The organism is Streptomyces bottropensis ATCC 25435 (assembly GCF_000383595.1).
In the GTDB taxonomy this organism is placed as follows: domain Bacteria; phylum Actinomycetota; class Actinomycetes; order Streptomycetales; family Streptomycetaceae; genus Streptomyces; species Streptomyces bottropensis.
The window spans coordinates 7,750,843-7,765,777 of the sequence record NZ_KB911581.1; the positions used below are offsets into that span (position 1 = coordinate 7,750,843).

Sequence of the window (14,935 nt, forward strand, 5' to 3'; positions counted from 1 at the left end):
CTCACTCCCCCTTGCCGGCACGGAGTTCGAGGACCAGGCGCGTGAGCGTGGTCCTGACCGGGTGACTGGTGACGTCGGTGGATCCTCGGAACTTCGCGCGACGGGTACCGGGCGCGAAGCGCAACATCCCGTCCTCCACCTCACAGCCCTCGACAGCGATCAGCTCGGCCCAGTCCAGTTTCGGCCGTCCACCCGAACGCACATCGAGTTGGGCGACCGGCGCCATCGGAGCGATCTCGTCGCCGCGCGGGATACTCACCTCCGCGGTGATGCGCCACTCACCCTCTTCACCGACCGTCGCCTCGAGACCGTCCAGCACCGGAACCACCGGCCCGGAGGGTGCCTTGGCCTTGGGCTTGGCCTTCACGGTCAACGCCTTGCGCAGTGCCTCACCGCCGTCACGACTGCCGCGCTTCGGCCGTGCGACGAGTTCTCTCACTGCGCTGTTGACCTCGGTGGTCAGCGTGTTGATCCGTCGGTACGCGGAGGGCGACCAGCGCAAGGACAACTCCTCGGTCTGACCCCAGCGATCGTGCTCGGGCGGCTCCGCCGCGCGCAGGAACTCCTCGGCCTCCTTCGCGAAGGGGGCGGCTTCGCCGGCGGCCTCGCCCACGAGCAGTACGGCTTGGAACGGGTTCGTGCCGAGTGGCAGGTTGGGGACCCCTGCCGTCTTGACGGTCATGCGGTTGCCCCGTAGCGAATGCACCTGGTTCTTCGCTCCGTCTTCGCTCTCGGCGTCGTTGGCCAGGTCGGTGACCAGGAGCACCGCTTGGTGTGTCCCGAGAGTGCCTCGTGCACCTCCGGACAACGGTAGCCTCAGCGGCACGCTTCGCGCCGCCACCTGGCCGGCCTCGACGAGCCTGGCCACGGTGGCGCCCTCGTAGTGCGCGCGGAGGGCGCGGGTCCGTGCGGGCTGCTCGGCGGACGGGTCGACCTGCTTCTCCGGTACGACCACTTCGCCGTTGCGAAGGGCGCGGACCGATACCTCAAGCAGGGGTAGCCGGTTGCCCCCAGCGGTCATCGCTGCCCAGAAGTCGCGGCCCAACGCCTCGACCAGGCGTCGGTGCATGCTGCGGATGTCTCGCGTGTCCTCGGCGTTCTCCGCGTCCATGGCCTCGTCGTCGGCATCGGCCCCGTTCTCCTCCAGGCTGGCCACGTCGTGCGCGCCGACGATGAGGAAGGAAGTGCCGGGTTCGTCACTCTCCCGGGCGAGATGCAGTCGAGCGACAGTCTCCTCGTCCGCCCACCAGGAGCGGGCGACCCTCGCGCCGGGAGAGTCGGGATCGGGGCGCCCGAACCATGCGGGGCCCGCGTACGACTCCCCGTCCACCCTGCGCCAGGGCAGTTCGAGACGCCCGATGACCCGTCGTTCCGTACGCCCCTCATGGGGCTCGGAGAGAGTGGAGTTGATCAGTACGAGTCCCAGGGCGCTCGTGGCCCACAGGGTCGCCTTGCCCAAGCCGTACGAACCACCCGCACTGTGCCCCGACTTGAGGCTCTCCAGTTGCCGCCTGACCACGGCGGCGAACTTGCCGTCCTCGTAGTCGTCTCCGGTGAGCCCCGACGCGTTGTAGTCGTCGACACGCAGCAGGACCAAGCGGCCCTTCTCGTACATGTCGCGCACCCCGGCGTCCACGACCCGGCCGACCTTCTGACTTCCCGCCCCCTCCGATACCGCGGAGTAGTGCGGGAAGAGGTCGTTCCAAAGGATCGCCTCACGGAAGGCGTCGAGCATCTCGCCGGTCAACTCGTGCAGGGTGTAGCGGACCCTGACAGGTCGGCCGTTCTCGGTCAGCCGTTCGTCGAGGCTGTTCTGACAGGTCTCCCGGGCGAGCACCTGCACGTCGGCGTCGAAGGCGAAGGCCGCGGCGTTACCCAGCTCACGACCGCCGTCGGGGTACCCGGGGCGGTGATACCAGGTGACCGGCAGACCGGCCTGGGTGTCTGTGGTACGGGTGTGCACCGTGCCGACGTCGGTGCCGAGCGCCTTGGCGATCTCCACCATGACGGTCGGACGCGGGGTCGACCTCCCGGTGATCCACGCGGAGATGGCGGCCCGCGTCAGCTTGAGTTCCTGGGCCAGTTCGGCCTGTGTCTTCCCCGCGAGCTTGAGCTGACGGGCCAACCAGGGCCCGAACTCTTCGCCTGTGTCCAACCGTGCCACCTGCGCTTCCCCTCGGAGTCGCCTGCAACTCGCTGGCGACTGACCAGGAGGCTAATTTGACGCCATGAACGCTGTCAACCAACAGTTGATCGGAATCGGGCCCCAGGGCCACCGAAGTCGATAGGCTAGATTGCCCGATTTTCACACCTTTTGAGCCGAACCTCACATGCGGAGGGTTCAATTCGGCGTCAACGAGGGGCAGTTGGGTTGACCCCCACGATCGACGTCCGATACGATTTTATGGACGGCATAGCTCTCGTCTCGCCCGGAAACTCGAAAGTCGAGTGACACGGCCGACCCTGTCAGACGTATGTCCAAAATCGGCCGAGAAGCAGAGTTCACGGCTGCAGATCGAGGCTCACGCAAGCGTCTTCCCCGTCGGTTCTGATGACTAGTCAGGCAGACTGGGATCCTGCTAGTCTGATTTTCATAGCGGAACGTTTTCCCGAGATTTCTACACCAACTTTCCACGAGGGGTCGATTGTGCCTTTATGCACCCCTGCGCGGCCGATGCGACAGGGGGACCTGATTATGGACGAGTACAACAGTCACGACTTGGATTCGCAGCGTGGCTTGAGTGCATTCAACTCGGCCATCGCCATGGGGAGCATCGAACTCAAGGCGGCAGCGGACCTGCTGAGAGGGCATCCGTGCGAGGAGGAATTCCTGGCAAGGTTTCCGCAGCTGAGGGACGGTACGGAACCGCCGGACGACGACACCCCGTCTTCGGACTGACCTTCTCCGCATCCACCGTGCGCGGGAAACCTTCGAAGCATACGCCTACCGCCTTCACCAGCACAGACATGCGAAGGCGAAGATTTTGCGCACCCTCTGGCACCTCTCGCACGTCCTGTGGGCCGGCTGTACGAGACGACAGTCGGCCCCTCACGCACACCACCGCCCGAATCCTTGACACCTCAGGAGTGCAGGACCGTGTCGCAGTCATCCTCTCCGGTAATTGACACCGTTATCGAACAGTCTTCCCGTGTCCTCAAGACGTATGCCGTCGACCCCGGCCTCGTAGCCGAGCACGCAAATAGCGAGCGTCGCATCACCCAAGGGGGATACGGCGACCGTCAACTTTTCGAACTCGTCCAGAACGCGGCCGACGAAATCGCCGAGGAGCCCGGTGGAAAGGTCCACGTCGTCCTCACCGGTACCCACCTGTACTGCGCGAACGAAGGAAATCCTGTCACCCCCGAGGGCGCTGAGACAATTCTTCGGATGAGTATGTCGAAGAAGCGCGGAGGGCAGATCGGCAGGTTCGGCGTGGGCGTGAAGTCCGTCCTCGTCGTGACCGACACACCGGAATTCTTCAGCAGCACCGGAAGTTTCGGGTTCGACCGCGCCTGGTCGTACGAACAAATCAAGAGCGTGCCCGGCGTGACCGCTCGATACGGTGCGGAATTCGACGCCCCCGTGCTGCGGATGGCCCGCCCTCTCAACGTGCAGGCCGAGCGCGCCGCCGACCCCGTCCTGCATGAGCTGCTGAGCTGGGCGACCACCGTCGTACGCCTGCCCTTGCTCCCGAAGGCGGACCGCCGGCTGGGGCTGGACATGCATGGTGGGAACGCCAAGGAGCACGGCGAGCCTCGCGACGAGTTCCCGGTGGGCTTCCAGCTCTTCTCACCACACGTCGCGAAGGTCGTTCTCGAGGACCGCCGTCACCTTCCTGCAGCCCGCCGGGTCCTGACCACGCGGCAGACCGGTGATCTGCACACCGTGACCGAGGAGAGGACCGGGAAAGCAGCCACCATCCATTGGCGGGTGTTCACCACCAGCCACACACCCGGCCGAGCGGCCCAGGCGGACGCCGGTGAACTCCACGACCGGGTCTCGCTCGACCTCTCCTGGGGTGTACCCGCCCTGCGGAAGAACCCGGAGACCGGCCTGTACGTCAACTCGCAGATCCGTGGTCGCGGCAGGTTCTGGTCCTTCTTCCCGACCAAGTACGAGATGTCATTGAGCGGCATCCTCAACGGCGCGTGGAAGACCAACGAGGACCGACAGAACCTGCTCGACTCCTCACCTTTCAACCAGGAGATGATCAGGGTGTCGGCGGCGTTGGTCGTCGACTCGCTTCCCGCTCTGTCGCCCGCCGAGGACCCCGCCGCCTACTTGCCCTTGCTTCCCGGGCGAGTCAAAGAGGCGATCAGCTGGGCCGACGAGTTCCTGACCCGGGAGATCTGGGCCCGTGCCGCGACCCGTCCGTCGCTGCCCGACCAAAAAGGTGTGCTGCGCGCCCCCGCCGAGCTGCGTGTGCACCCCCGGTTCGACAAGAAAGACTTGAAGAGGCTGGCCGGGTGGCTGCGGATGTGGCACGAGTGCCCTGGTCGCCCCTCGAACTGGCTGCACCCGAGCGTCGAGACCGACTCGCTGCGTTCCGGAAAGGTCGAGCACATCCTCGAAGCGGCCCGGCACGAACGAGCGGATGTCCGCACCTGGCTGGAGGCCCTGGTCACGAGCGGTACCGCCGAGGCCTCGGCCGCGGCGATCCGGATCCTTGCGGACATGATCGAGGTCGGTTCACCGTACGCGGAAGAGGCCCGCAAGGCACACATCGTGCTCACGGAGGAGCATGGGCTCGTCGCGCCCGTACGCGGCCGGGTGTTCCGTCGCGCCGACCAGGGCGGGCTGCGTGAGTCCCTCGTGTATGTGGACGACGCACTCGCCCAGGACCCGTCGCTGGCCCACGCGCTCAACGTTCTCGGCATCCGCGAGGCGGACCTGGAAGGGCGCTTCGTCAGCGTCCTCGACCAGGGATTCGACGGCTACCGAGACGCCGAGTGGCGGCGGTTCTGGGAGCTGTTCCGCAAGGCCGGAATCCGGCACCTGGCTCACAGGGTGCTGGAACGGGTCGCCACGCCGGGATCCACTCTGCGCGTGCGTACCGCCGACGGAAGGTTCCGGCCCATCGAGGACTGCATGCTTCCGGGCAAGGTGGTCGACGCACGGCGGGACCCTTCCGTGGCCGTCGACATGACGTTCCACTCCGACGATGCCGCCTTCTTCGCCCAGGTCGGCCTGCGGGACCGACCCAGCACAGGAGTACGTCCAAAGGAGGGGGAAGCCTGGTTCGAAGAGTACCGGCAAGCAGTTCACTCGGACTATCTGCGCAATTTGAGCAGCACAGCGCCGCGCCCCGCCCTGAGCCGGATGAAGGTCGAGGGAGCCGCGATCGGGGGTCCGCTACACCTGTTCCGGGCGCTCTCGGAGGAGTCCCGCGCCGCCTTCCTCAAGGCTCTTCCCGACGACGCCGTGGTGGACAGCTGGACACGGCAGATCGGTGCGCAGAGCAGCACTCGACAGCGCGTGGAATCACCGATCCACTGGATGCTCCGGAAGTACGGAACGGTCGCCACCTCCCAGGGAACCAAGCCGCTCAACGAAGCCGTCGGTCCCCAGCTCGCCGCCTATCGCGATGTCCTGCCGGTCGCCGATCTGTCGGCCGAGAAGGCCCGCAAGCTGCGCCTACCTGCGACGGTCGACGAGGTTCCGGCAGATCGCTGGGCCATGCTCCTCGACGAAGTGTCCCGGAGCGAGGACGACTCCTTTGTGGGCGCCACCTACGTGATGCTGACCCGGTTCGGCGCGGACTTTCCCGAGGACGCTCTCACCCGCTGCCGTATCGGCGACAGTTGGGGGGCCCGTCCCGACGACGAGATCACGCTCGCCGTCGGAACCGCAGAGTATCGGGTGCTCCGCGCCGAGCAGCTTCCCGCGCTGCTCGTGCCGACCGCCAGGGACGCCGAGCTGATGGTCGAGAAGTGGGGCATGCTCCGCTACGCCGACATGATCAGCCGGGAGACCCGTGAGGTCGTCGAGGGCGATCCGGTGCCCTTGGTCGAGCTGTATCCCGGCCTGCGCAGGCACCTCAACAGCTCCAACAGGAACAGCCTGGTGCAGCGGTGCACCGAACTGGAAGAGGTAACCCGCACGCCCAACGGGACCCAGGCCACCCCTTTGGACGCCGTACGCCAGGACGGCACCGTCAAGGTCCGTGTCCCGCTGGATCCCGAACCGATGCTCCGGCTGATCGACCGCGAACTGAGTCTGGGCCTGGGCTCGTCCGGCTGCCGAGCCGTGCTCGAACATCAGGACCGGATGGCTCGGGACGGCGCGATGCAAGCGGCCCGGAAGGCCGTGCGTGACACCGACGACGTGGTCACCAAGATTGAGCTGCTGGTCGGGGCGGAGGCGCTCCGGATCGGTCTCCCCGAAGGGTTGATGGAGGCGGAACTGCAGGCGACCGACGGTGTACAACCCTCGGGGCGGCGGATCGCGCAGATGGCTTTCAACGCGCACGGCGACGGCGTCCTCCATCAACACGCCCGCGACATCCAGGCAAGGTTCCCCGACGCCCCCGTCGCCTACACCGGCTCCTCGTCCGCCGTCTCCTTCGTGTCGGACCTGAAGCTTCCTGGGTCCTTCGCGGGCTCCCGCACCCCGTCCCGACCTGCGTTCGAGATCATCGAGGGCCCTCGGGACTTCCCGAGTCTCCACGCGTACCAGGAGGATCTGGTCCGCAACATCACCACCATGCTCGACCGCCTCGCTCCCCAGCGCGGGATGCTGTCGCTGCCGACCGGCGCGGGCAAGACTCGGGTCACCGCCGAGGCCGTGATCCGCTGGGTCAAGCGCGTCGGCGACCTGAGCGGACCGCTGCTGTGGATCGCTCAGAGCGACGAACTATGCGAACAGGCCGTGCAGAGCTGGAAGTTCGTCTGGAGCAAGGTCGGTGCGGAGCGTCCGCTCACCATCAGCAGGCTCTGGGGCGGCAACGAAGTCGGGAACGTCCTCGACCACCCGCAGCTGGTGGTCGCCACCGACGCGAAACTGGATCGCTGCCTGGACACCGAACCATACGCATGGCTGCGTCAGGCCTCACTGGTGATCGTGGACGAGGCCCACACCGCCGTCTCCCCGCGGTACACCGCACTCCTGCGGCAGTTGGGGCTCACCCAGTACGAGACCGGTCGGCACCTGCTCGGTCTGACGGCCACGCCCTTCCGCAACACCAACGAGGAGGAGACGCGCCGTCTGGTCGGGCGCTTCGGGAACCGTCGTCTCGACGAGGGTGTCTTCCCGTCCGGTGATCCGTACCGGGACCTCCAGGAGTGGGGGATGCTCGCACAGGTGGAACACCGCACCCTGGAAGGTGGTCGGATCGAACTGACCCGTGACGAAAAGGCTCAGGCCGAACGGATGGCGATGCTGTCCCGTGCCGCCGAGCAGCGTCTCGCCGACGACCACGCGCGCAGCAGGCGCATCGTCGACTCAGTGGTCGATGTGGTCGACGACGGGCCGACGCTGGTCTTCGCCACCTCCGTCGACCATGCCAAGTACTTGTCGGCCATGCTCAACGACCGGGGCATCCGGTCCGCGGCCGTGGACGCGACGACCAGCGACCAGGACCGCCGCACACGCGTCGAGCAGTTCCGCGAGGGACGCATCCAGGTGCTCACCAACTACGGCGTGCTCGCCCAGGGATTCGATGCCCCGGCCACCCGTACCGTGGTGGTGGCCCGCCCCGTCTACAGCACCAACGTCTATCAGCAGATGATCGGTCGCGGCCTGCGTGGTCCGCTCAACGGCGGTAAGCCCACGTGTCTGATCCTCAACGTCAGCGACAACATCGCGAACTTCGACACCCGACTCGCTTTCACCGAGTTCGAGCACCTGTGGAGCAGAACGTGACCGATGCCTACCTCGACAGCCCACCGCTCACCGACGAGCAGCGGGCCGTGGTCGAGCAGCCCTGGGACGCACGTGTCCTGGTGACCGCCGGCGCCGGGGCGGGAAAGACGCACACGCTGGTGCGTCGACTCGACGCGCTGTGCGGTCACGAGGATCCCGACGAGGCGTTGGAGGCTGCCGAAATCCTGGTGCTCACCTTCTCCCGGGCCGCCGCCCGCGAGTTGCGTGAGCGGATCGCCCGGCACGGGGAGCGGGCCGGGCGGGTGCGGGCGCAGACCTTCGACGCCTGGGCGTACGGGGTGCTCCTTCAGTGGCAGCCGGACGGCGAGTGGGGTGCGGTCGGCTTCGACGAGCGGATCGACGCCGCCGCGCAGGCGGTCGAGGAAGGCGTGCTGGAGACCGGCGACGCCTTCCCTCCCGCCCATGTCGTGATCGACGAGGTCCAGGACCTGGTGGGAGGCCGCCGAGAACTGGTGGAGACGCTGCTGGACCGGTACCAGGACAGCTGCGGCTTCACCGTCGTCGGCGACGCCGCCCAGTCCGTCTACGGCTTCCAGATCGAGGACCCGACCGAACGCGCCGACGAGACCGGTCGGTTCTTCGACTGGCTGCGTGGCTCTTACCCCGACGAACTCGTGGAGCTGCGCCTCACACGGAACTTCCGCGCCGTCACCCCCGAGGCACGGATCGCGTTGGCGTACGGTCCCCGGCTCCAGCGGGTCACCGACGCGGACGAGGCGGCGACCGCGTACGAGGAACTGCGCGAACTACTCCTTGATCCGGCGAACGACCTGGGCGACCTTGCCGATCCCTTCGCCCTGGAGGGATTGCGGACCTTCCCCGACACCTGCGCGATCCTCACCCGCGACAACCGACAGGCGTTGGTGGTCTCTGAGCTGCTGCACAAGAACGACGTCGAGCACCGGCTGCGGCGCCCCCTCGAAGAGCGGCCGGTGCCCTATTGGGTTGCCGAGCTGCTGCGCCGCACCGAGGCGACCGGCCTCACCGAGGACCGGTTCCGCACGCTGCTCGCGGAAGTTCCCCTGTCGTACGAGCCCGACACGAGCGTCCTGTGGACGGTCCTGCGGCGGGTCGCCCGCTCGGCCGGACGCGGTGTGCTCGATCTGGAGCGGCTGCGTCGTGCAGTCGCCGACGGCAGGTTCCCAGACGACGCCGCCGACCCGGAGACCGCGCGCCTCGTGGTTTCCACCGTGCATCGGGCCAAGGGGCTCGAATTCGACCGGGTGATCGTTCTGACCCCACCGACCATCGCCGAGCTGCGCAAGCAGCACAAGGACGACTTGGATCTCCCCGCCGAGGCCCGCGCCCTGTATGTGGCGATGACTCGCGCCCGCGAGGACCTGTATCACGCGCGGTCACCCGAGTTGCCGATTCTCAAGCGGGCCGGCGGACGAAAGAACGGCCGCCGCTATGTGGGGGGATGGCAGTCGTACGACAGGTTCGGCCTCGTGGCCGAGGCGGGGGACGTCTGCCGGGACAACCCACCCGGCCACGAGATTGACGCGGTCGCGACCCAGGCGTACCTACTGGCGCAGGCGGGCCCTGGACAGGAAGTCGTGCTGCGCAAGCGGCACGATGTACCGATGGGTGAGTACCAGAGCCCGCCGTACGCCTTGCTGCACGACGGTCGAGAGATCGGTGAGGCGTCGGAGCGGTTTCGCGAGGAGCTGTTCCAGGTGCAGAAGGTGAACCGGACGTGGGAACCCTGGTGGCCAGACGAGATCCACGGCAACCGGATCGACACCCTGGAGACGGTGACGGGCAGCGTCGCAGCCGGCGCCAACGCCGGTCTTGGTGACCGTGGGGCATGGATCGCCCCCCGGATCACCGGCATCGGAAGGTATCGACGGGCTGACGAGAACGAGGAGCAGCGCGCATGACGCAGGTGGCAGGCCGACACTCCGAGCACTACCGGGTCAGGGACCAGGATCTGCTGGTGGGGCTCCGCCGCGAGCTTCTCGGCCCCCCTGTGGACGCCACGGCTGAGGACCGAGACGAGATCCTCACCCAGGACGCGCCGATCGATCGGTACCTGACCGGGGTCCTCTACCCACGACCGGCCGACCCGACCTCGGAGCAGCGGATCCGTGAGGACGACGCCGAGCAGGATGGCCTGGATATCGCTCCGCTGCGCACGGGTGACAGCGTCGAGGAGTCCGGTACCGCGCAGGAGGTGGGCGCCGCGAGCTCCCGCCGTCCGTCGTCGATGGGGTTGACCTTCGCGGTCGACCCGGCCATAAGCGACGCGATCGTCGTCTCGGCGCGAGCCGCCCTCTACGAACCCACCGATCCGGAGGGCAAGCCGATCGAGGCTCGGCGTGCCGAGGCTCGGACCACGTCCGACCAGCGGGAGCAGTGGCGGCGCAGGGAGCTGGAGCTGCCGGACACCGAGGTGGACGTGACCACTCCCGCCCCCGACAGGAAGGTCGAACTCGGCACGGGGGTCCGATTGCGGGTCAACGTCCGACGCCCCCACCCGACCACCGGCACGGTCACCGTCACCGTCACACTCGTCAACACCCACCAGGTCGGCGAACGCGAACTCCAGGACGCGTTCTCCCTTTTCCAGTGCGGTCTAACCGTCCAGGCGGTCAACGGCTCCACCGCGTTCGTCGAGCGCCCCGCGCCGACGTTCGCCCATGACCCGGAGGTCGCCACCAGCAGGCTGCTGCACCGCCACGCTCCGACCTTCGCTGTCGGCCACGGCTGCGCCGCCGAATGGGACTGGGCACCACCACCGGTCGGCATGACCGACACCCGAAGGGCCGCGGTCGCGGAGGTGCGGAGCGAGTTCGTGCCTTCCGTGGAAGTACTGCTCACCGACTCCAATCCGGAGATCGACAGCTCGGCGCTGTCCATGCTGAGGCTCGCCGAGAAGCCCGAGATCGACGTTCTGACCGCTCTGGAGGATCTCGCCACCGGATATGAGGCCTGGATCGACCGGAAGGCGGCGGAAGCGGACGCGTTGACGGGCGACGCCCACGAGCAGCCCGCGCTGGAACAGGTGGAGGCCTGTCGTGAGGCGCTCGACCGGATCCGCGAGGGCATCGAGCTGCTGCGGACCGAGCCCGACCTGATGTGGGCGTTCCGGCTCGCCAACAAAGCCATGGCCGACCAGCGCGCCCGCAGTGCCTGGGTGAAAAGCGGCCGGGTCGGAGCCCCCGATCCGGCCGCCGGTCGCTGGCGCCCCTTCCAGATCGCGTTCGTGCTGCTCTGCCTGGCAGGCATCCACGACCCCGGGCACCGAGACCGCGACGTATCCGACCTGCTGTGGTTCCCCACCGGTGGTGGCAAAACCGAGGCCTATCTCGGTCTCATCGCCATCACGTCGTTCCTGCGTCGTATCCGCAAGGGCGCGGACGGCGGTGGCGTCACCGTCCTCATGCGCTACACGCTGCGGCTGCTCACCCTCCAGCAGTTCGAGCGTGCGGCGATCCTTCTCTGCGCCATGGAGAAAATGCGGCGCCACACGCCCGAGTTGGGGCATGAGGAGTTCTCCATCGGCATGTGGGTGGGCCGCTCGGCCACACCCAACAAGCTGGCCGTGGCGGACCAGAAGCTCGACGAACTGCGCAAGAACCTGGACAAACGCCTCGCCACCGAAAACCCCGTTCAGTTGCACGCCTGCCCTTGGTGCGGAACCCGTTTGGACGCCCGGAACTACGAGGCCGACGTGGACGCCAAGCGGATGCATGTCCGCTGTTCCAACACAGACTGCGATTTCACCCACGGCCTCCCCGTGCACCTGATCGACGAGGCGGTGTACGACGCACGGCCGACACTGGTGATCGCCACCGTCGACAAGTTCGCGTCGATGCCGTGGCGTCCGGAGACAGCGGCACTCTTCAATCTCGATGATCTGAATGGCGACACTCCGCCCCCAGAACTGATCATCCAGGACGAACTCCACCTGATCTCAGGCCCGTTGGGCACCCTTACCGGCTTGTACGAAACCGCCGTCGACGCGCTGGCGCGCCGCCCCAAGGTGATCGCATCCACAGCGACGATCCGTCGCGCCGCCGACCAAGGGCGTCACCTCTTCGCACGCGGCGTGCGCCAGTTCCCGCCCGCCGGTCTTGACGCGCGCGACTCGTGGTTCGCTGTGGAGACACCCCGCGAGGAGAAGGCGAGCCGCCGCTATGTCGGCCTCCTGTCGCCCGGCACCAGCCAGTCCACCCTGCTGATCCGCACGTACGCCACTCTGCTGCACCGGGCCAAGAACGCAGAGACCACCGACGAGGTTCGCGACGCGTACTGGAGTCTCGTCGGCTACTTCAACAGCCTCAGGCTGCTCTCCGCGGCCGAACTCCAGGTCCACGACGACGTGGTGGCCTATCTGGAACTGCTCGGCGCGCGCGAGGGGGTAGGGGTCCGCCCGGTCACCAACTATTCGGAGCTGACCAGCCGGGTCGACGCCAGCGAGATTCCGACCCGTCTCAAAGGCATTGAGAAGAGGTTCCCCGACGACGACGCGGTGGACGTCCTCCTGGCCACCAACATGATCGCGGTGGGCGTGGACGTGGACCGCCTCGGTCTCATGGCCGTGATGGGCCAGCCGCAGACGACGGCTGAGTACATCCAGGCCACGAGCCGTGTCGGCCGCGCGCACCCCGGCCTGGTGACGGTCATGCTCAACTCGACCCGGTCCCGGGACCGCTCCCACTACGAGAGCTTCCAGCACTTCCACTCGGCCCTCTACCGAGAGGTCGAATCCACCTCTGTCACACCGTTCTCCGCGCGTGCCCGCGACCGGGGTCTGCACGCGGTGATCGTCGCTCTGGCTCGCATCCTGATCAGTGATGCCCGCCCCAAGAATGGCGCGAGCAAGGTCGAGTCCTACGAACACATCCTCCGAGGCCGTATCAGGTCCGTGCTCCTAGAGCGCGTCGAAGCGGTCAGCCCCGAGGAGGTCGACGCCACGTCCCACGCCTTCGACGAGTTCGTCGAATGGTGGTGCAAGGAGGCTAGCAATCACAGTGACCTGCTCTTCGAGCCGGAACGGGGCAACCGCGCTCCCTCACTCCTGAAGGCGTACGACGACGAGTCCGAGGACGCGGAGGCGTGGCCCACGCTGTGGAGCCTGCGCGACGTCGACGCCGAGTCCGCCCTGTTCATGGAGGGAACCCGATGACCCCGCCCCCCGCCCGCCGCCGTCGGACCGGCGCGAACGGCTCCGCCCCCGCCCATAACCTCCCGCGACGCGGTGCGGTCCGCCGCGCCCAGGCGATCACCACGTACGGCATCGGATCGCTCATCGCCGTCGACGCCGAGTCCTTCGTCGTCTCCGGCCTGGACGAAGCCGATCAGAGCTGGAGCACCGACGAATCGCCTCGGATCCACGAACGACGACTGGCTCGCCTGCTCGGCGTCGACTACTTCCGACTGCCGCCCGCGTCCGACGACAACAGCAGGGACGGACTCAGGGTCCGCCGTTTCCCCTTGATGCACTCCTGCCCCGAGTGCGACGACCTGCAGCGGCACCGTGACTTCAACCCGCCGGCCGGACGTAGCGTCTGCGGCACGTGTGACGCCGAACTCGTGCCCTCCCGTTTCGTCGTCGCGTGCGAGGCCGGGCACCTCGGAGAGTTCCCGTACTGGCAGTGGGTGCACCGTTCCAAGGACCGGGGTGCCTCGACGACCGGACAGTGCGGGGGAAGGCTCAAGCTGCGTACGTCCGGGCGTACGTCCTCGCTCCGTTCGATTCTCGTCTCCTGCACCTGCGGAAAGGCTCCTGAGGTCTCCATGGAGGGCTCCTTCCGTAGGAACGCTCTGAAAGATCTGGGCCTGAAGTGCTTCGGATCCCGGCCGTGGCTCGGCACGGGCGCCCCCGCCCAGGAGTGCGGGCTCCCGCTGCGCACACTTCAGCGTGGTTCCTCGGCGGTGTGGCAGCCGGTGCTGAAGTCGGCGCTCTCCATCCCTCCGTGGAGCAACGGTCGCGCGGATCCGCTGGCCGAGCACTGGGATGCGCTCCGCGTGTACGACAGCCGCGAGCACGTCGAGATCTATCTGAAGGGTGTCTTCAAAGGCAACTGCCCCGTCCCCCTGGACGAGGTGATGGATCTGCTCGACGCGGAGCGCGAGGAGGACTCCGACGGCGAGGCGGGCCCCACTTTCGACCATCGCTATCTCGCCCTCCGCAACAAGGAGTACGAGCGTCTCCGCTCGGGCAACGACAAGGGTGAGGACTCCCACGAGGAGCAGTTCGTCTGTGAGAGCCCGCTGGGCGACCAAAGCATTCTCGGCCCGCTCGGCGTCACGGGGCCGATGCTGGTCAAGAAGCTCCGCGAGGTACGCGCCCTGAAAGCGTTCACCCGACTCGCCGATCCCGACTCCACGACCGAGTCGAAGGAGATGCCGCTCTCCAGCTCCCCCTTGCGCTGGCTCCCTGCCATGGAGGTGCGCGGCGAGGGGGTCTTCTTCCGCTTGGACGAAGACCGGCTCGGCACCTGGGAGAGGGCCACGGCGGTGGCCGCGCGGGTCGAGCGAATGCGCACCGCGCACCAGCGGGTGCTGGAACAGCGGGCGGGAGACCCGAGCAGCGTCGTTCCGTCCCCGGCCACCCCTCGCATGGTGCTGCTGCACACCCTGGCCCATGTACTCATCAACGAGTGGAGCCTGGATGCGGGCTATCCAGCCGCTTCCCTGCGCGAGCGCCTGTACACCGCCGACGACATGGCAGGAGTGCTCATCTACACCGCGACGAGCGACTCGGCGGGCAGCCTCGGCGGGCTCGTCGCACAGGGCGAGCCGAGGCGTCTCGACCAGGCGATCCGCTCGGCTGTCCACCGTGCCGCGTGGTGCTCCTCCGACCCGCTCTGCGTCGAGTCCGAGGCGTCCGGCACGGGGGGTACCAATCTCGCTGCGTGCCACGCGTGCGTGTTGCTCCCCGAGACGAGTTGCGAGCAGAACAACATCCTGCTCGATCGCGCACTGCTTGTCGGGACGCCGGAGGATCCTCGTCTGGGCTTCTTCGTGAGTCTGTTGGACCAGTGACGTCAGCGCCGTGCGGGCCGGTAGAAGGAGAAGACTGAGCCTGCTGCCGGCCCCTCGGCA

6 protein-coding genes are annotated in these 14,935 nt (G+C 67.5%); 5 read left to right on the plus strand and 1 reads right to left on the minus strand.

The window, feature by feature from the left end:
• Position 1 precedes the first annotated feature (1 nt).
• Positions 2 to 2,155: a helix-turn-helix domain-containing protein gene (locus STRBO_RS0134370; protein WP_005486630.1), complete on the minus strand. Its 2,154-nt coding sequence runs from the start codon at positions 2,153 to 2,155 to the stop codon at positions 2 to 4.
• A gap of 540 nt (positions 2,156 to 2,695) precedes the next feature.
• Here STRBO_RS0134370 and STRBO_RS0134375 point away from each other — a divergent pair.
• The 5 genes from STRBO_RS0134375 to drmB all read left to right on the plus strand — a co-directional run bounded on the left by STRBO_RS0134375 (position 2,696) and on the right by drmB (position 14,875).
• Complete coding sequence (locus STRBO_RS0134375) at positions 2,696 to 2,899, plus strand: hypothetical protein (protein WP_005486632.1); 204 nt, start codon at positions 2,696 to 2,698, stop codon at positions 2,897 to 2,899.
• A gap of 198 nt (positions 2,900 to 3,097) precedes the next feature.
• Positions 3,098 to 7,861, plus strand: a complete 4,764-nt coding sequence (locus STRBO_RS0134380) for a DEAD/DEAH box helicase (protein WP_028797002.1) — start codon at positions 3,098 to 3,100, stop codon at positions 7,859 to 7,861.
• Entirely contained in the window at positions 7,858 to 9,762 is a 1,905-nt protein-coding gene (locus STRBO_RS0134385; RefSeq protein WP_028797003.1) for a UvrD-helicase domain-containing protein, read from the plus strand. Before STRBO_RS0134380 ends, STRBO_RS0134385 begins: the two co-directional genes overlap by 4 nt.
• Complete coding sequence (locus tag STRBO_RS0134390) at positions 9,759 to 13,013, plus strand: helicase-related protein (RefSeq protein WP_020115541.1); 3,255 nt, start codon at positions 9,759 to 9,761, stop codon at positions 13,011 to 13,013. Before STRBO_RS0134385 ends, STRBO_RS0134390 begins: the two co-directional genes overlap by 4 nt.
• A complete protein-coding gene (drmB, locus tag STRBO_RS0134395) occupies positions 13,010 to 14,875 on the plus strand; it encodes a DUF1998 domain-containing protein (RefSeq protein WP_005486642.1) in 1,866 nt (621 codons plus the stop codon). Before STRBO_RS0134390 ends, drmB begins: the two co-directional genes overlap by 4 nt.
• Positions 14,876 to 14,935 lie beyond the last annotated feature (60 nt).

Excerpts from the sequence above, each read along its gene's own strand:
- STRBO_RS0134375 (WP_005486632.1), top strand. The coding sequence starts at position 2,696 with ATGGACGAGTACAACAGTCACGACTTGGATTCGCAGCGTGGCTTGAGT.
- STRBO_RS0134390 (WP_020115541.1), top strand. The coding sequence starts at position 9,759 with ATGACGCAGGTGGCAGGCCGACACTCCGAGCACTACCGGGTCAGGGAC.
- drmB (WP_005486642.1), top strand. The coding sequence starts at position 13,010 with ATGACCCCGCCCCCCGCCCGCCGCCGTCGGACCGGCGCGAACGGCTCC.